Origin of the sequence: Streptomyces sp. PCS3-D2, assembly GCF_000612545.2 — a bacterium.
Lineage (GTDB): Bacteria > Actinomycetota > Actinomycetes > Streptomycetales > Streptomycetaceae > Streptomyces.
The window spans coordinates 7,050,132-7,067,168 of sequence record NZ_CP097800.1 but is presented as its reverse complement, the minus strand read 5'-3'; the positions used below and the strand labels follow the sequence as shown (position 1 = coordinate 7,067,168).

The window sequence follows — 17,037 nt, the reverse complement described above, 5'->3', positions numbered from 1 at the left end:
AGGCCGCACTGCGCCGGCGGACCGCCTCCGCCACCCGGCCGCCCGCCCCGCACGGGTGATTCCGTCACCTCCCCGGGCCGGGGGTCGTTAGGGGCCTGGGGGTTGACTCGGGGGCGAAGGGATGACGGTATGCGGCAATTTCCTCTGGAGACGCACCACGTGGCACCCGGCAGGGTGGTCGAGTGGCAGCTCAGGTCCACCGTGGCGGAGGCTGACGGTCCGGGTGATCCGGCGAGCCGGAAGGCGTCCTTCAACCAGGACAAGCACTTCACCGTCGCCGAGGAGAGCCGGGCCGCCGACGACCCCGTCGCGTCCTGGGTCGCGGTCACCTTCGAGGTGACCGGGCCGCTGGACGAACGGGCCCTGGCCCGGGCGCTGCTCTCCTTCGTCCAGCGGCACGAGGTCCTGCGCTGTGCGTTCCGGCGGCTGGCCGGCGAGGTGGCCTGCGAGCCCTACGCCCCCGATACGCTCAGCCTGGACGCCACCACGGTGGGCACCTTCGAGGACGCCGGGGCTCTGAGCGGCTTCCTCGTGGAACGGTTCAAGCGGAGCATCGACACCCTGTCCTGGCCGCTGTTCATCATGGGTGCGGTGGTCCGCGAGAACTCGGCGACCGTCTACCTGGCCTTCGACCACATCGTCTGCGACGGCATGTCGATGCCCATCGTCGCCCGCGAGGTGCTCACCGCCTACGAGGGTCTGTGCCGGGGCGAGGCCGTCGCACTGCCGCCCGCGCCCAGCTATCTCGACTTCGCCGAGGAGCAGCGCCGCCGCTACCTGTCCATCGACGCCCACGACGGCCGTCTGGACTACTGGAAGTCCTTCATGGGGCCCGAAGGCGAGTTCTTCCCGCGCTTTCCCCTCGACCTCGGCGTGGAGCGGGGCCGGATGTACCCCATCGTCAACGAGGCGTCGATGCTGCTGGACGCCGGTGAGGCGGAGGTCTTCGAGAAGACCTGCCTGGCCGTCGGCGGCAAGCCGTTCATGGGCGTTCTCGGCTCGGTGGCCGTGTGTCTGCGCGAAGCCGGCGGGCCGGGCGTCTACCGGGGCTTCATGCCGGTCAGCGAGCGCGGCCGGAGCACCTGGACGAACTCGGTGGGCTGGTTCGTCAACACGCTTCCCATCGAGTTCGACGCCTCGCCCGGCCGGGACTTCACCCAGGTGATGGCCTCCGTCCGGGCCGGTTTCGGCGAGATGATGACCCATCTCGACGTTCCGTTCGTGCGGGCGTGGGAGCTGCTGGCGCCCGAGGAGTTCGCCGCCCGCTCCTGGCCGTACCCGGTGAACTTCTTCTCGTACATCGACATGCGCAAGTGCCCTGGCGCCGAGCGGCACGACGACTGGCGGCCGACCACCCATGTGTGGTCGGCGCGGGCCAACGGCGCGTGCTCGTGGTTCCAGCGCGACACGGACGGGCTGCACATGAACTCCATCTACGTCGACACCCCGGCGGCCCGGCGGACCATGCGCGACTTCCAGGAGGCGCTGCGCCTGACGGTCCAGGAGGTCGCCCGCACCGGTGGTTTCCGCCGGCCCGTCGCCCTGACCGCGCAGCGCCGGCCGGTACGGAAGACCCCGCTGGACGTGGCCGCCTTCGCGCGCCGCGGCTGAGCCCGGCCCGCCCGGGACGCGGATCAGAGGCGGGCGGCGCGCCGCAGGAGCAGGGCGCGTTCCCGCTCGTTGCGGGTCAGCGAGGCCGCGCGTTCGAACTCGGCCCGCGCCTCCCCCGGCCGTCCGAGGCGCTCCAGCAGGTCGCCCCGGACGCTCGGCAGCAAGTGGTAGGAGTTCAGGGCCGGTTCTCGGGTCAGGGCGTCGACGAGTGGCAGGGCGACCGCCGGTCCGTCGGCCATCGAGACCGCCACGGCCCGGTTGAGTTCCACGACCGGTGACGGGGTCAACTGGACCAGGCGTCCGTAGAGGACGGCGATCCTGGCCCAGTCGGTGTCCTCGTAGCGGACGGCCGCCGCGTGGCAGCCGGCGATCGCGGCCTGGAGGGAGTACGGGCCGCTGCCGGCGCGGCCCATCGCCCGGGCGCCCCTGGCGATGAGCAGGCGGTTCCACCGGGCCCGGTTCTGGTCGGCGAGCAGCACCGGTTCGCCGTCGGGGCCGGTGCGGGTGGAGATGCGGGACGCCTGGAACTCCAGCAGCGCGGCGAGGCCGTGCGCCTCGCCCTCCTGGGGCATGAGGGCTGTCAGGACGCGGGCCAGGCGCAGGGCGTCCTCGCAGAGGGCGGGCCGCACGAGGTCGTCGCCGGAGGTGGCCGCATAGCCCTCGTTGAAAACCAGGTAGATGACCTCCAGGACCGAGGAGAGTCGTGCCTGGCGGTCGGCGCCATAGGGGACTTCGAAGGGTACGGCGGCCTTGGCCAGGGTCCGTTTGGCGCGCACGATGCGCTGGGCGACGGTGCTCTCCGCGGCGAGGAAGGCGCGGGCGATCTCCTGGGTCGTCAGTCCGCCGACCAGGCGGAGGGTGAGGGCGATGCGGGCCTCGGTGGCGAGGACGGGGTGGCAGGCGGTGAAGATCAGGCGCAGCAGGTCGTCGTCGATGTCGCCGGGTTCGGCCGGTTCGGCGGGCGGCGGCTCGTCCTGCAGGGTGCGGCCGACCTCGGCGAGTTTGCGCGCGTAGGTCTCCTTGCGGCGGACCAGGTCGATCGCTCGGCGCTTGGCGGTCGCCATGAGCCAGGCGCCCGGACGCTCCGGGACACCAGACTCCGGCCATTGCTCCAGTGCGGTGACGAGGGCGTCCTGTGCGATCTCCTCGGCGATGCCGACGTCCCGCACGATGCGCGTGACACCGGCGATGATCCGCGCCGACTCGATCCTGAACACCGTTTCGACCGCCCGGGCCGCATCCACTGCCGTCACGGCCACCCATCAGAGCAGCCGTGACGAGGCAGGGCAAATGCGGCACGAGCGGGCGCGATCGCCCCTCCCGGATCACATCTCCTGGATCTCCCGGACCTCGGCACTGACGTTCCAGTCCGCCGGGTGGATCTCCAGGAAGCGCCGGGTCCACTCGATCGCCTCGGCCTTGTCCTTGCACTGGCTGAGGGAGTAGCCGCCGACGACCTCCTTGGTCTCGGTGAACGGGCCGTCCGTGTAGCTGATCTTCCCGCCGGACCAGCTGAGGCGGGTGCCCTCGGATGTGGGCAGCAGTCCGGCGGTGTCGAGCAGGACCCCGGCCTTGGTGATCTCCTCCAGCAGGGCGCCCATGCGCTGCTCGAACTCGGGCGGGAACTCGCCCGGGGGAAGGTCCTTCTCGTCGATGCGGATCATCGTCAGGAAGCGCGGCATGGTGGCTCCTCGGTCGCGGCGGCGGGGCCCTTCCCCGCCTCTCACCCTTACGTCGAACGGGAGGCGCCCGGATCGACAGCTCTCGGAAGATCCTTCGAGGAATTTTCCGCGGCGGCCACCGGGAGGCCGCCACCCGGCGTCCGGGGCGGCGGGGGCGGCCGCAGACCGGTGGCGGGTCAGCGGCTGTCGCCGGTCCAGTCCCAGTGGCCCGGATCTCCTGCGCGGCGGCGGTAGTGGGCGCGCCCGCCCGCCCCGTACCGCCCTATCTCGGTGGGGAGGCGGGCTTCTTCGTCCAGCTGGGGCGCGCTCCAGCCCGTGATGTCCAGGAGGAGGCCGTCGAGCGGCCCGCCGACCAGCTCGCCGTAGGCGCGGCCGGGGCGCGGGCCGGGGTCGGGGTCCTCGTGGTCGGCGCCGTAGACCCGGCGCCGGAGCATCCTGTCGTCCATGTCGATCAGCTTCACAGGAGGCACTGACAACGGCCCGGCGGCCGTCCGCCCGACCGGCGGCGATGATGGGGGCCGCGCTCCCGGCGGAGGGGCGCACGAGCGAGGAGCGACACGCATGGCACACGGGGTGCACCGGCCACAGGAGGACGAGGAGTTCGACTTCGTCCTGTCGATGACGACGGGGCCCGTCCTCGCCTATTTCTGCGGCACCTGGCCGAAGGCGGTGGAGGCCTGCCGTGCGATGGACACGGTCGTCGCCCGGCTGGTTCGGGAGTACGGGACACGGTTCACCGCCGTGCGCACCGACATCACCCGCTGCCCGGGGCCGACCAAGCGCTACGGCGTGACGGGAGCGCCGACGGCCGTGCTCATCGCGAACGGCGAGGTGGTGGCGAGCCGGCCGGGCCCGATGGACCTGGAGGAGTTCCGGGCCTTCCTCGACGCCCACCTCTGACCGCCGGCCGCGCTCCGCTCTCGGCGGGGACGGTGCACCGCAGGGCACGGCTGGGGCGGGCGTGCCGGGCGCCCCGGGGCGGGCGGGACTTTCGCAACACGCTCCGGGAGCAGAGGGCGACGGCTCGTCCGTTCCGGGACCGGCGTGTGCGCCACCCGGGTGGCGCACACGCCGACGGACGCCCGCCGGGTCGCGGCGTGGGGTGCCGGATCCGGGCGGACCGTACGAACCGGCTCTCCGAGGCCGGACGGCTCACGGAAGGGGGCGTGCCGGGCGGGGGACCCCACCCGGTCGCGTTTCCCCCTGACAGCACCACGACTTCCTGTACAGTTGTCCAGGAAGTTGCCCACCCCATCCTCCCCCAGAACTGGAGGCGGCCATGCAGACGGTCGCTTGGATCCTGATCGGCCTCGTGGCCGCGCTGCACGCGTACTTCCTGGTCCTGGAGATGTTCCTGTGGCAGCGGCCACCGGGGCGGTCACTGCACGGCTTCGACGCGGACACCGCCCGGCTGACCGCGCCGCTCGCCGCCAACCAGGGCCTCTACAACGGCTTCCTCGCCGCCGGCCTGGTCTGGGGGCTGGTCACCGACTCGCTGGCCACACAGGTGTTCTTCCTCGTCTGCGTGATCGTGGCCGGCGTGTTCGGGGCGGCGACCGCCCACCGCAGGATCCTCTTCGTCCAGGCCCTACCGGGCGCCCTCGCGCTCGGCGCCGCACTGCTGGCCGCGTGAGTCCGGAGGATCCGCGGACGGCCCGGACGAAGGGCCGGCTGCGGGACAGCCTGCTGGCCGCATGCGCAGGGCGGCCCCTGTCGGAGGTCAGCGTCTCGGCGGTGGTCCGCGGGGCCGGCGTCGGGCGGGCCACCTTCTACCTGCACTACGAGGACCTCACCGCGCTCGCCGTCGACGCGTGCGCGGACGTCGTCCACGCGGCCGTCGACGCCCTGCACGCCTGGCAGACCGGCCCCGGCGCGCTCCCCCCGGCACGGCCCCCGGCCGCGCTGGCCGATTTCCTGACGGGAGCGGCCGGCCGGGCGCAGCTCTACCGCACGCTGCTCCTTCCGGGCGGCGGCGGCCCCCTCGGCGACCGCCTGCACCGGGAGCTGCGCGCTCGCGCCCGCGACGAGCGCGTCGCGGTGGGTGCACCCCAGCCCGAGCTCGTCGCCTCCGCGGTCGCCGCGGCCTTCACCGGGATCCTCGCGGACTGGCTGCACGAGGAGATCCCGGCGGATCCGGCCGCCCTGGCGGATCACCTGTGGCTGCTGCTCCTGGCCCTGCACCGGGCGGTACCGGCCGGACCATAGGGCCGAGGACGCGGAAGGCCCCGCCGGCGGACCGGCGGGGCCTCGTTCACGGCACAGCTCGTGGCGGTGGCTAGAGGGGGACCACGTTCTCCGCCTGGGGGCCCTTCGGACCCTGCGTGACGGTGTATTCGACCTGCGCGTTCTCGTCCAGCGACTTGAACCCCTGGGTCTGGATCGCCGAGAAGTGCACGAACACGTCAGGACCGCCGTCGTCCTGCTGGATGAAGCCGAACCCCTTCTCCGAGTTGAACCACTTCACGACACCTGTTGCCATCTTGCTGATCCTTCACAACGGTCCACTGCGGGCCGCACACGCGGCCGCCTCAATCCTGCCCAACCGCCCCCCGCGGCACACGCCGGACGCGGCCAACCGGGGCGCGTCGCACGTTCGCACGTGTGGTCGCCTTGTCCGCGATACGGGGGAGCCGGCCCGCCCGGCACGGGATCGGGCGCCCCACCCCCGGCGACCCGGACCGCCGGTGCACCCCGCGCGGGCCGCGACGTCACGGCCCTCCGGTCCCGAGCTGCCCCGCCCGCGCGGCCGGGGCGGCTCGGAGGGGCGGCCGGACGCCCCGGCGGCCCGGCCCCCCGCTGGTACCATGGGCGGTTGACCACCTCCTTTCCTTCTTCTCCCCCCGCCTCGAAAGGTCCTGCATGAGGAACCCGTCAGCTCATGGCCGCTTCGGTGTGAAGGGTGGCGCCAAGGCCGGTTCCCGAACCGGTACCAAGGCCCCCCGGAGCATCGGGCCACAGGGCGAGTTCGCGATGCCCGAGCCGAAGTCGCCGGCGCTGCCGCCGGTGGAGTCGTTCTCCGAGCTCGACCTGCCCGTGGAGCTGGTGGAGACCATGACCTCCCTGTCGGTCACCCAGCCGTTCCCGATCCAGGCAGCGACCCTCCCGAACGCCCTCGCCGGGCGCGACGTCCTCGGGCGCGGGCGGACCGGCTCCGGCAAGACCCTGGCATTCGGCCTGGCCCTACTGGCGCGCACGGCGGGACGGCAGGCCGATCCCAAGCGCCCGCTGGCGCTGGTCCTCGTACCGACGCGCGAGCTGGCCCAGCAGGTGACCGAGGCACTCCAGCCCTACGCGGCGGCCCTGCGGCTGCGGATGGCCACGGTGGTCGGCGGACTGTCGATCGGCCGGCAGGTGAGCGCCCTGCGAGCCGGAGCGGAGGTCGTCGTGGCCACCCCCGGACGGCTCAGCGACCTGGTCGGGCGGCGCGACGTGCACCTGGAGCGGGTGCGGATCACCGTGCTCGACGAGGCCGACCAGATGTGCGACATGGGCTTCATGCCGCAGGTCACGGAAATCCTGGACCAGGTGCACCACGCGGGCCAGCGGATGCTCTTCTCCGCGACCCTGGACCGCAATGTCGACCAGCTGGTGCGCCGCTACCTCAAGGACCCGGTCTCGTCGTCCGTCGACCCGCAGGCGGGCGCGGTGACGACGATGGACCACCACGTCCTGCACATCCACGCCGCCGACAAGATCTCGGCGGCGACGGAGATCGCGGCCCGCGACAACCGGGTGCTGATGTTCCTCGACACCAAGCACGGCGTCGACCAGTTCGTGAAGCACCTGCGGGCGATGGGCGTACGGGCGGAGGGCCTGCACAGCGGCAAGTCGCAGCCGCAGCGCACCCGCACCCTGGCCCAGTTCAAGTCCGGAGCGGTCACCGTACTGGTCGCGACGAACGTCGCAGCGCGCGGCATCCACATCGACGACCTCGACCTCGTCGTCAACGTCGACCCGCCCGCCGACCACAAGGACTACCTGCACCGCGGCGGCCGGACCGCCAGGGCCGGGGAGTCCGGCCGGGTCGTCACCCTCGTCACCCCCAACCAGCGCCGGGACATGGTGCGGCTGCTGTCCGACGCCCGGATCCGGCCGACGATCACGCAGGTGCGCTCCGGTGAGGCCGCGCTCAGCCGGATCACCGGCGCGAAGGCCCCGTCCGGAGTGCCGCTGGCCGGCTCGGCGCCGACCGATGCCAAGGGCCGGCCGTCGGGTACGGAGCTCGGATTCCGCGGCATCGGCACGCGGCCGGGTCGGCCCGGCAAGGGCAAGGAGTCCCGCAAGACGTTGGAGGCCCGTCAGCAGGCCGAGGCGCGCCGTGCCGCCAGGGTGCGCCGCGGCATCTGAGGGCACGCGCCCGGTCAGCGCGGTCAGCTCGGTCAGCGCGGTCGGATGCGTTCCGCAGCGGACGGCGCCCGGCGCGAGGTGGTGCCGGACGCCTCGGGTCGGTCAGGGCTTCGGCGTCAGGGCCCGGGCCGCCGGGCCACGACGGTCACCGCGACGAGGGGACGGTGCGCCGGCGAAGACGCTCGGCGGCGGCATTGCGGACCCGCCGGGTGCGGGCCCCGGCGGCCAGCAGCTCCAACGCCTCGTGACAGGTGAGCAGCCGAACCGCGGTGCGCTGGCACCAGTCGGAGGCGCCGGTCAGATCGGCCGCGGACCAGGGCTCGCCACGGGTGACCGCCGTGAGCAGGCTCCACTCCCGCAGCCTGCGCTCGGGGAAGACCCGGCCGGCGAGCACCCCGGACATGGCCCGCGCCCAGACGGTGTACCTGTCGTCGGCGAGCAGGGCCGCGGCCCGGCGGTCGAGGTGGGTGACCACCGCGCTCTCGGCCATCACGCGGTCGGGATCGCCCAGTACCGCGGTCACCACCTCGGCCTCGGCCTGGGCATCGCCGCACGGCACCGCGGCCAGGGACTCCAGGTAGCGGGCGTAGCGCCAGTGCTCGGGAGGCGTGTCGGGGCCGGGCAGGCTCATCGGGAGTCTCCCCCGCCGGCGCGCGCCGTCGGGCCGGCACCCGTGTCGGTCCCGGCCGGGCCCGTGCCCGCAGGTATGGCGGGCACGCCCGCCGGCGTCCCGGTGTCGGCTCGCCGCTGTTCCTTGCCTGTCCGCATGGCATCCATTCCACACGATCACCGCGCTCGGCCGGTGGCCAGGGTGCCTTCCGGCGCTCTCGGAGCACCGGATGACGGGATCCCGCCCTGTGCGCCGGCTCCCCGGCGTTCCCGCGGCGGGCCGCCGGGCGGCGGAGCGGTGGTGGTACGCGGGGCACCGACAAGCGCGGCACCGGGACCGTGCCGCCGGCGGCGGGCGGAGCCTTTCGGCCGAGGCGTCGAGCAGCGTTCGGGAGGGGCGGAGGAGCGGTGCGCCTCAGACCTGCCCCTGCCCCGGGCCGGGGCCGGGGCCGGGGCCGGGGAGCGCCGCCCCGGTCTCCAGCAGGGTCTTGAGGCTCGACGCGAGCATCGGCCAGGCCTGGCGACACATGCCCATCAGGGTGCCGCCCGGCTCGAATCCCTCGTGGCGGATCGTCAGCCGGGCGAGGGTGTCGCCGACCGGCTCGATCTCGTACGTCACCTTCGTACGGGGCTCCTTCGCCAGCTCCGACCGCAGCTCCTCGCCGATCCCGACGGCGGCCGCCCACTGCGGACTGAAGGTGTGCCAGGTGTAGGACAGCAAGCGGTCCGGGACGCAGCCGAGGACCAGTTGTCCGGGGTCGCTGGTGCGGGCCCCCCGCTCGACCCAGTCCATCGCCGACCCCACCGCCCAGTCGGTCTCGAAGCTCAGGCCCCAGTACCGGCGGGTGAGGGCCGGGTCGGTGAGGGCCTGCCAGACCCTGGACGGATCGGCCTGGACGTAGAGGGTGTAGGTGATCGCGCTGTCGTCGCTCATGGCCCCATGCTGCGGGACCGTGGTCCGCGGACGGCGGATTTCCCGGTCACGGCGACGGCGGGCGGCCCCGCCCCGGGTCACCAGCGCACGCCCTCCTCGGGGACCTCCACCAGCGGGGTGCGGGCGGGGGCGGGGAGGCCCAGCCGGGCCCGGGCCTCGTGGACCGCGGTGAGCTCGTCCGTACCGGCCGGGCCCCAGTCGCTGAGCTCGCGGACCTGTTCGGGAGTGGCGAGCAGCCGGGCGTACGCCGGGTCCGCGGCCGGTGGGAGGCCGGTGAGGCGGGCCGCGACGCGGGCATGGGCGCCCTCCTCGCCGTACCGGTAGCCGAGCGGGGCCGAGCCCGTGGCGGCCGGGGTGTTCGGGGGCGGGAGGTGGGCCGTGCCGGTGCCCCGGGCGATCAGGAGCAGCACCCTGCCGTCGGGGGCGAACAGCCAGGCGGAGAGGTCCCGTACCGGCAGTTCGGCGGGGACCGGCCCGCGGTGCCAGCCACCGCGCTGCGGGATCCGCCGGGTGCTGAGCACACCGAGCCGGTCGAGGGCGGTCGGCGCGGTGGGGCGGCCGTCCTCCAGCAGCGCGGCGCCGCATCCGTTGATGCGGGCGCGCAGGGCGGACAGGGCGCGGCGGGCGTCGCCGGGGTCCATCAGGGCCGGCAGGTCGGCGGGCTCGGCGAAGTGGATGCCGGTGATCTCCTGCGCCGGGAGGCGGACGGCTTCGATCCGCTCCGGTGTCCAGGTCCCGCCGTCGTAGACGTGCAGGACCTCGCCGGGGAAGCGCATCTCCGGCGGGAAGCCGGGGGTGTCGGCGGGGATCCAGTCGACGGCCAGGCCGCGCGGGTAGCGGCCGTCGACGCCGAGCTCCTCGCGCAGCTCGCGGGCGGCCGCGGCGGACGGCGCCTCACCCGCGTCGACCGCCCCGCCGGGGAGCAGCCGGTCGGAGCGGTAGTCCACGCTCTGTACGAGGATCCGGCCGTCGGTGTCGGTCACCAGGACGACGGCCGCGGTCCAGAGCGCGGCGCGCGAGGCGCCGTAGTCCTCCGGGGTCATCCAGGTCCCCGCGGCGCACTCACGCTCGTCGGTCGCGCTGTGGTCGGTCAGCTGCGGCATCGGGACTCCGTTCACCTGGTTGGACCCGTCGCCTGTGCAACAGCGGGCACGGCCCGCGGGTTACGCCGGGCGCCGGGCCGCAGCCGGGCGACCGCGGCGCCGCCCCGTACGTCCTTATGAACGGGTTACGCCGTCGTTGGTACGGTGCCGGAGCGGACTGGCGGCATGAACACCGCCGGTCCGACCAACTTCGGGGCGGAGCGGGAACGGCAGTGGCGGGGACAGCGGCGGGGACCGGGCCCGGGACAGGCATCGGAGCCAGTGCCGGGAACGGAGCGGAGGGGCGCGGGCCGGACGGCGGCTCCGGCCGGCTGGCCGGCGTGGACGCGGTGCGCGGCATCGCCGTCCTCGGCATGTTCGCCGTGCATGTGGGTCCCGGCCCGAGGCCCGAGGGCGCCGGCTACCTCCTCGTCGCGGCCGACGGGCGGGCGCCTGCGCTCTTCACCCTCCTCGCGGGCTTCTCCCTGGTCCTCGCGCAGCATGGCACGGACCCGGCGCGGCGCCCCGAGGGCTGGGCGTCGCGGTGGCGGCCCCTGCTGATCCGCTGCGCCGTCCTGGCCCTGCTCGGCCTGCTCCTGGCCTCCTTGTGGCCGGGGATCCTGGTCATCCTCGCCTTCTTCGCCGTGTACTTCCTGGCGGCCGAGCCGTTCACCCGGCTCTCCACCCCGGTGCTGACCGCGGTGGCGGGCGCGTCGGTCGTGGCGGGGCCGCTGCTGTCGTTCGCGCTGGGCCCGCTCTTCGGGTACGGGTCCTCCGGGCGCGGCCTGGTCCCCGAGGCCGCGGATCTGACCAGCTGGCCCGGACTGGGCGCGGCCGTGTGCGAGCTGCTGCTGACCGGGGCGTACCCCCTGGCCACGTACTTCCCGTACGTCCTGGCCGGAATGGCCCTCGCCCGGCTGTGCGACGTGCGCCGGCGCGTGATGGCCCGGCGGATGGCGCTGTGGGGGACGGCGGCCGCGGTCGCCGGGTACGGGTCGGCCTGGCTGGCCACCCGTGTGTTCGGCACTCGGCAGCGGCTGCTGGAGGCGATCGCCGTCCATCATCCGGAGGCGTCGGCCGCCGCGGACCCGGTGCGGGAGGTGCTGGGCGGCCAGTTCGGCGCCGTGCCGAGCACGTCCTGGCACTGGCTGCTGCTGGCCGACCCCTACAGCCAGACCCCGTTGGAAACCCTCGGCAACGCGGGGGTCGGCTGCGCCCTCATCGGCCTGTGCGCCCTGGCCGCGCGGCACGCGGTCGGCGCCCGGCTGCTGCGGCCGCTGGCGGTACTGGGGGCGATGGCGCTGAGCGCGTACGTCGCCCACGCGCTGGTGCTGGCCGGCCCGGCCCACGGTGCCGCATCCTGGTCGGCGTGGATCGCCTTCAGCGGGGCGGCGCTCGTCCTGTCGTGGGCCTGGCAGCGGATCTGGGCCGACAGCCCGCTGCGCCGCGGCCCGGTGGAACACGCCCTGCGGCTGGCCACGCGGGTGGGCGGCCGCGCCTAGGCCGGGACGCGTCGAGCTGTTCGGGTCCGTACCAGAGGTGGCCGGTGACCGGATCGATCCGGGCCGGGGCCGGCACGTCGGCTCCCTCGTATCCGTGGGTCCGAGCCCCCCACCCCCGTGGGGGGACTCCAACCGGACGGGATCTCCGTGCGCCTCCGGGTGCCGGGCGCCGCGAGAACGATCACAAAGCTAGGGCGTGGAGGGATACCCGGCCCATGGCAGCGGACGTCAGCAAGGGGACCGAACGCGCCACGGGGGGACCCGGCGCGCCGAATGACGGACATCGGGACCCAAAACGCGGCGATGAGCTGGCATTTCGGGCTGGTCTATGCTCACCCCCTGTGGTCTCGCATGCTCACCAGGGGACAACGTCCTCCGCGCTCGCCCGCCTGAACGTCAGTGCTGCGCGGACGCTCGGGATACCCCCCACCGGGTACGCCCACCTTTTGGGCATGGCGCCCGAGCACCTCCACGACGACCGGTACCGGCCCCCGGCCGTCACGAGCATCCGCATCGCGGAACTGGCGACCGTCCACGCCCCCTGGCCCGAAGTGGCACTGCTGCTGGCCCAGCAGGCGGACATCGGGACGCTCGGGGTGTGGGACTACCTGATCACCTCCGCGCCCACTCCGCTCGAAGGCATCCGGGACGCCGCGCGCTACCTCGCCGCCGTCGTCGACACCGGCACGGACACGCTCGCGATCACCGAGGACGCCGGCAGGGTCACCCTCAACCACCTCAACCGGGCCGATCTGGCCCACGAGGCGGCCTGCGCCGTCCGCGCCTGCGCCCTCGGCCTGTACCTGCGCCAGCTGAGCGCGGCCGCGCAGCGGCGCCTGGTTCCCCTCCGCGTGTCCCTGGCCGCCGAGCCGCCCCGCCGGCACGAGCCGCTCATCGAGCTCTACGGCACCCGCAGCATCGAGTTCGGGGCGCCGATCAGCTCGATCACCCTGCGCACCGGCGACCTGACCGCCCCGGCACCGCACGCCCAACCCGGGCTGTCCGCCGTACTCCGCCGGCACGCCGACCACACCCTCGCCACCGCCGTCCCGCTGCGCGACTGGCTGGACCTCTTCCGCAGCGCGCTCGCCTCCGTCCAGGCCGAGGGCACTCCGACCCTGTCCACCGTCGCGCGGCGTATGGCCGTCAGCCCGCGCACCCTTCAGCGCCGCCTCGACGAACACGGCACCACGTGGAGCGCCGAGGCCGAGGCCGTACGCCGGGAACACGTCTCACAGCTGCTCCACACCACCGACCTGGGTATCGACGCGATCGCCGCCCGCAGCGGCTACGCCGACGCCCGGGCTCTGCGCCGGGCCGTCCAGCGCTGGTACGGCACCACGCCCGCCGCCCTGCGCCGCCACGGCCGCCCGTAGCGGTCGGCGCCGGGCGGGTCAGCGGTGCAGTCGCCGCGTCCAGTCCGGCGGCACCCGGCCGGCCGGGCCGGGGGCCGGCTGGTCCGCGGGGCGTTCACCCGGCGGGGCCAGCGCGGGCCCGGACGCGTACATCTCGTCGCCGTCGTAGTCCCAGAACCACTCCTCGCCCGGCTCGAAGCTCTGCACCAGCGGGTGTCCGGTGGACTTCCAGTGGGCGGTGGCGTGCCGGGCGGGCGAGGAGTCGCAGCAGCCGACGTGCCCGCACTGGGCGCAGCGCCGCAGGTGGAACCACCAGCCGCCCACCGCGTCGCAGTCGGTGCAGCCGGCGCCGGTCGGCGGAACAGTCGGGTCGATCCCCTTGATTGCGGTCATGCGGGCTCCTGGGCTGTCTCGGTTCCGGGCGCGTTGTCCGGGTCCGGGTCCGGTGCGGTCAGCGGCAGCAGCACCTGGAAGCGGGTGTCGCCGGGCACGGACTCGACCTGGAGGCTGCCGTGGTGCTTGTTGACCACGATGCGCCAGGAGATGTCCAGGCCGAGACCGGTGCCCTCGCCGACCGGCTTGGTGGTGAAGAAGGGGTCGAAGATGCGGCCGCGGATGTCGGCCGGGACGCCGGTGCCGGTGTCCCGGAACTCCACCAGCAGCCGGTCCCCCTCGCGTGCCGTGCGGACCGTCAGGGTGCCGTCCCGGCCGGTGCCGGCGATGGCGAAGACGGCGTTGTCGATGAGGTTGGTCCACACCTGGTTGAGCTCGGCCGGGTAGGCGGGCACCTCCGGCAGGGAGCGGTCGTAGTCCTTGACCACCCGCACCCGGGGGCCGATCTTGCCGGACAGCATCAGCAGGGTGCTGTCGAGGAGTTCGTGGACGTCGACCACCCGGGTGGGGGCCCGGTCGAGCTGCGCGTACTGCTTGGCGGCGTCGACGAGGTGGGAGATGCGGGCGGTGGAGTCGTCGATCTCGTCCATCAGCAACTCGGTCTCGACCGAGTAGTTGAGCCAGCCGATGGCTCCCGGCAGGATGTCCTCGTCCACGGCCGCCGCGACCTGGTCGAGCCAGGCCGCGTCCAGTCCGGCCTGGACGAAGGTCGGTGCGATCCGCCAGCCCTCCGCGATGCCGTGGCCGTCGAGCCAGTCGGCGAGCTCGTCCTCCCGGTCGGAGGCCTCCAGCGGGCTGAGCGCGACCGCCTTCGCGACGCGTTCCACCGTGCGTTCCTGGACGTCGATGAGATCGGCGATCGCCTCGCGGGAGTAGTGGCCCTGTGCGATGACGGCGAGCTTGTGGCGCATCTTGCCGACGCGTTCGCGCAGGGTCGCGGTGGCCCGCACGGCTGCCGCGGCCGGGTTGTTGAGCTCGTGGGTGAGACCGGCGGACAACGATCCGAGAGCCAGCAGCCGCTCCCGCTGCCCGATGGCCCGCTGGGTGTTTCTCGCGCCGAAGAAGAGCCCCTCCAGCAGGTGCGCGGCCATCGGGAACCACTCCCGCATGAAGTCCGAGAACGCCTGCGCGGGCAGTACGAAGAACCGGGTCGGCTCGGTGACCCGCATCGAGTTGGTGTACGTCTGGGGCACCCGTTCGCCCAGGTAGGCCTGCATGGCTCCGGCATACACGCCGCGCTGCGAGGTCCGGCTCACCTCGACGTCGTCGGCACCCACCCGGCGGGAGAGGACGACGGTGCCCTCGATCATCACGTAGAAGCAGGTCGCGGGGTCGCCCTCGGTGTACACGGGGCCGGCGGCGAAACGCTCCACCCGGCCCTCGGAGCACAACTGCCCGAGCTGCTGCGGGGTCAGCTTCTCGAACAGGAACAGCGAGGCGATCTCCCGCGGGTCGCAGTGCGTGTCCGGCCCGCTCATGACTGCTCCAGGTAGCGGTGGGCGAGCATCACGGCCATGGCTCCCTCTCCGACCGCGGAGGCGACGCGTTTCGCGGACCGGGCCCGCGCGTCGCCGGCGACGAACACGCCGGGAATGTTGGTCTCCAGGTGGTAGGGCGGCCGGTCCAGCGGCCACTCCGCGGGCGGCCGACCGTCGGGGGTGAGGTCGGGGCCGGCCAGGATGAACCCGCGGTCATCGCGCAGCACCGTGCCGTCCAGCCAGTCGGTCAGCGGGGCCGCGCCGATGAAGACGAACATCCACTGGGCGTCGACGAGTTCCGTCGCACCGGTGGCGGTGTCGTACAGCGCCAGCCGCTCCAGGTGGTCCTCGCCGTGCGCGGCCCCGACGACGGTCCGGGTGCGCACCGAGATGTTCGGCGCCCCCTCGATCTGCTGGATCAGGTAGTACGACATCGACGCCGTCAGCGACTCCCCGCGCACCAGCAGTGTCACCGACTTCGCGCCCCGGGACAGGTACATCGCCGCCTGGCCGGCCGAGTTGGCGCCGCCCACGATGTACACGTCGTGTCCTTGGCAGGAGGCGGCCTCGGTCAGCGACGAGCCGTAGTACACGCCGCGGCCGGTGAGTTCGTCGCAGCCCGGAGCCGGCAGCTGCCGGTAGGAGACGCCGGTCGCGAGGATCACGCTGTGCGCGGCGACGGACGAGCCATCGGAGAAGCGGACGACGCGCGCGGGACCGTTGGCCTCAAGTCCCGTGACCTCCCGGGCGGTGAGGATCTCGGCACCGAACCTGCCGGCCTGGCGGCGGGCGCGTTCGGTGAGCTGGGCCCCGGACACGCCGTCGGGGAAGCCGAGGTAGTTCTCGATGCGGGAGCTCTGCCCGGCCTGGCCGCCGGTCGCCGACCGCTCGACCAACAGGGTCCGCAGCCCCTCGGAAGCCCCGTACACCGCCGCGCCCAAGCCGGCCGGGCCGCCGCCGATCACGACGAGGTCGTAGAAGTCCGCGGCCGGTGTCGTCGCGAGCCCCACATGGGCGGCCAGATCGGCCGCCTCGGGCTCGATGAGCACCGTGCACTCGGGGGTGACGACCAGGGGCAGCCGCTGTCCGTCGGCCCCCGCCGCCTCCAGCAGCCGCCGTCCCTCCGGCTCGTCACAGGAGTACCAGCGGTACGGCACCTGGTTGCGGGCCAGGAAGTCCCGCACCTGCGAGGATCGGGCCGACCAGCGGTGGCCGACGACCTTGGTGGCGGGGACCGGGCGGTGGTCGCCGGCGCGCCAGGCGGTGAGCAGGTCGTCGACGACCGGGTAGAGCTTCTCCTCGGGCGGATCCCAGGGCTTGAGCAGGTAGTGGTCGAGGTCGACGACGTTGATCGCGTCGATCGCCGCGTGGGTGTCGGCGTAGGCGGTCAGCAGCACGCGCCGTGCGCCCGGATACACGCTCAGGGCCTGTTCCAGGAACTCGATGCCGTTCATCCGCGGCATGCGGTAGTCGGCGAGGATGACCGCCACCAGGTCGCCGCGCAGTTTCAGCTCGTGCAGCGCCTCCAGCGCGGACTCGCCGGACTCGGCACGCACGATCCGGTAGCCGGCGCCGTAGTGACGCCTCAGGTCGCGGGCCACGGCACGGGAGACCCCGGGATCGTCGTCCACGGTCAGGATGACGGTCCGCGCAGGTTCGGCGGCCTGTGTCATGCGTCTCCCAGGGGCGGCCCGGTCCGGCTGGGCGGTGAGCCGCCCGCGCCGGTTCCCGCCCATCGTATGTTCGATCGTCCGGTTCCGCTCCGGATGCCCGTGCCGGCCGCCCCGGTCGCCCCGCGTGGCGGCCGGGCGCCACGGAGCGTGTGTGCCCGGTGCACGCCGGGCGCACGGGACGGGAGTGCAGGAGCGGTCTCCGCAGGGTTCCGGGTCCTGGGAGCACCGTCACCCGACCGTGTGATCGGCGCGGTCCGCGCGCCGCCGGTACGGCAGGGTGGTCGGATGCAGCTGCGCCGGGCCCTGCCCCTGACCCTTGCCGCGCTCGTCATGGCCTCCGGATGCGTGACGGTGCGTCCCGCGCCCGTCAC

At 73.8% G+C, this 17,037-nt stretch carries 17 protein-coding genes; 7 read left to right on the top strand and 10 right to left on the bottom strand.

Features of this window, described 5'->3' with window-relative positions:
* Window positions 1–129 precede the first annotated feature (129 nt).
* Entirely contained in the window at window positions 130–1,611 is a 1,482-nt protein-coding gene (locus AW27_RS31660) for a condensation domain-containing protein (RefSeq protein WP_052030642.1), read from the top strand.
* Window positions 1,612–1,634: 23 nt separating this feature from the next.
* On the opposite strand, the gene AW27_RS31655 is transcribed toward AW27_RS31660, so the two are convergent.
* The 3 genes from AW27_RS31655 to AW27_RS31645 form a co-directional block, all read right to left on the bottom strand.
* The gene (locus AW27_RS31655) at window positions 1,635–2,855 is read right to left on the bottom strand and encodes an RNA polymerase sigma factor (protein ID WP_037922087.1); all 1,221 of its coding nucleotides are present in this window, start codon (window positions 2,853–2,855) and stop codon (window positions 1,635–1,637) included.
* A gap of 81 nt (window positions 2,856–2,936) precedes the next feature.
* Window positions 2,937–3,293, bottom strand: coding sequence for a YciI family protein (locus AW27_RS31650; RefSeq protein WP_037922085.1), 357 nt, complete (start codon window positions 3,291–3,293; stop codon window positions 2,937–2,939).
* A 176-nt stretch (window positions 3,294–3,469) separates the two neighbouring features.
* Window positions 3,470–3,739: a hypothetical protein gene (locus AW27_RS31645; RefSeq protein WP_037922898.1), complete on the bottom strand. Its 270-nt coding sequence runs from the start codon at window positions 3,737–3,739 to the stop codon at window positions 3,470–3,472.
* A 115-nt stretch (window positions 3,740–3,854) separates the two neighbouring features.
* Here AW27_RS31645 and AW27_RS31640 point away from each other — a divergent pair, with 115 nt between their 5' ends.
* From AW27_RS31640 to AW27_RS31630, 3 genes are all read left to right on the top strand, one after another.
* Window positions 3,855–4,193 (top strand): thioredoxin family protein, encoded by a 339-nt coding sequence (locus tag AW27_RS31640; protein WP_037922082.1) that lies wholly within the window; start codon window positions 3,855–3,857, stop codon window positions 4,191–4,193.
* A gap of 379 nt (window positions 4,194–4,572) precedes the next feature.
* Window positions 4,573–4,926: a DUF1304 domain-containing protein gene (locus tag AW27_RS31635; RefSeq protein ID WP_037922074.1), complete on the top strand. Its 354-nt coding sequence runs from the start codon at window positions 4,573–4,575 to the stop codon at window positions 4,924–4,926.
* Window positions 4,923–5,498: a TetR/AcrR family transcriptional regulator gene (locus tag AW27_RS31630; RefSeq protein WP_037922072.1), complete on the top strand. Its 576-nt coding sequence runs from the start codon at window positions 4,923–4,925 to the stop codon at window positions 5,496–5,498. The genes AW27_RS31635 and AW27_RS31630 overlap by 4 nt, the downstream gene beginning before the upstream one ends.
* A 70-nt stretch (window positions 5,499–5,568) precedes the next feature.
* Here the strand turns inward: AW27_RS31630 and AW27_RS31625 are convergent, their stop codons facing one another.
* A complete protein-coding gene (locus AW27_RS31625) occupies window positions 5,569–5,772 on the bottom strand; it encodes a cold-shock protein (RefSeq protein ID WP_037922057.1) in 204 nt (67 codons plus the stop codon).
* Window positions 5,773–6,152: 380 nt separating this feature from the next.
* Here AW27_RS31625 and AW27_RS31620 point away from each other — a divergent pair, with 380 nt between their 5' ends.
* Window positions 6,153–7,640 (top strand): DEAD/DEAH box helicase, encoded by a 1,488-nt coding sequence (locus AW27_RS31620; RefSeq protein WP_078556486.1) that lies wholly within the window; start codon window positions 6,153–6,155, stop codon window positions 7,638–7,640.
* A gap of 145 nt (window positions 7,641–7,785) precedes the next feature.
* On the opposite strand, the gene AW27_RS31615 is transcribed toward AW27_RS31620, so the two are convergent.
* The 3 genes from AW27_RS31615 to AW27_RS31605 all read right to left on the bottom strand — a co-directional run bounded on the left by AW27_RS31615 (window position 7,786) and on the right by AW27_RS31605 (window position 10,286).
* On the bottom strand, window positions 7,786–8,271 hold the full coding sequence (locus AW27_RS31615; protein WP_037922055.1) for a hypothetical protein: 486 nt from the start codon (window positions 8,269–8,271) through the stop codon (window positions 7,786–7,788).
* Window positions 8,272–8,664: 393 nt separating this feature from the next.
* Window positions 8,665–9,183, bottom strand: a complete 519-nt coding sequence (locus tag AW27_RS31610) for an SRPBCC domain-containing protein (RefSeq protein ID WP_037922051.1) — start codon at window positions 9,181–9,183, stop codon at window positions 8,665–8,667.
* Window positions 9,184–9,260: 77 nt separating this feature from the next.
* The gene (locus AW27_RS31605) at window positions 9,261–10,286 is read right to left on the bottom strand and encodes an NUDIX domain-containing protein (protein WP_236647647.1); all 1,026 of its coding nucleotides are present in this window, start codon (window positions 10,284–10,286) and stop codon (window positions 9,261–9,263) included.
* 212 nt (window positions 10,287–10,498) lie between these two features.
* Here AW27_RS31605 and AW27_RS31600 point away from each other — a divergent pair, with 212 nt between their 5' ends.
* Both AW27_RS31600 and AW27_RS31595 read left to right on the top strand, forming a co-directional pair.
* Entirely contained in the window at window positions 10,499–11,767 is a 1,269-nt protein-coding gene (locus AW27_RS31600; protein ID WP_052030639.1) for a DUF418 domain-containing protein, read from the top strand.
* 452 nt (window positions 11,768–12,219) lie between these two features.
* The gene (locus AW27_RS31595) at window positions 12,220–13,143 is read left to right on the top strand and encodes an AraC family transcriptional regulator (RefSeq protein WP_052030637.1); all 924 of its coding nucleotides are present in this window, start codon (window positions 12,220–12,222) and stop codon (window positions 13,141–13,143) included.
* Between the two features lie 18 nt (window positions 13,144–13,161).
* On the opposite strand, the gene AW27_RS31590 is transcribed toward AW27_RS31595, so the two are convergent.
* From AW27_RS31590 to AW27_RS31580, 3 genes are read right to left on the bottom strand one after another with little or no spacing between them, the layout of a single operon-like run.
* Window positions 13,162–13,515, bottom strand: a complete 354-nt coding sequence (locus AW27_RS31590; protein WP_037922050.1) for a UBP-type zinc finger domain-containing protein — start codon at window positions 13,513–13,515, stop codon at window positions 13,162–13,164.
* Window positions 13,512–14,993, bottom strand: a complete 1,482-nt coding sequence (locus tag AW27_RS31585; protein ID WP_037922048.1) for an ATP-binding protein — start codon at window positions 14,991–14,993, stop codon at window positions 13,512–13,514. The genes AW27_RS31590 and AW27_RS31585 overlap by 4 nt, the downstream gene beginning before the upstream one ends.
* On the bottom strand, window positions 14,990–16,666 hold the full coding sequence (locus tag AW27_RS31580) for an NAD(P)/FAD-dependent oxidoreductase (protein WP_037922886.1): 1,677 nt from the start codon (window positions 16,664–16,666) through the stop codon (window positions 14,990–14,992). The genes AW27_RS31585 and AW27_RS31580 overlap by 4 nt, the downstream gene beginning before the upstream one ends.
* Window positions 16,667–17,037: the final 371 nt, after the last annotated feature.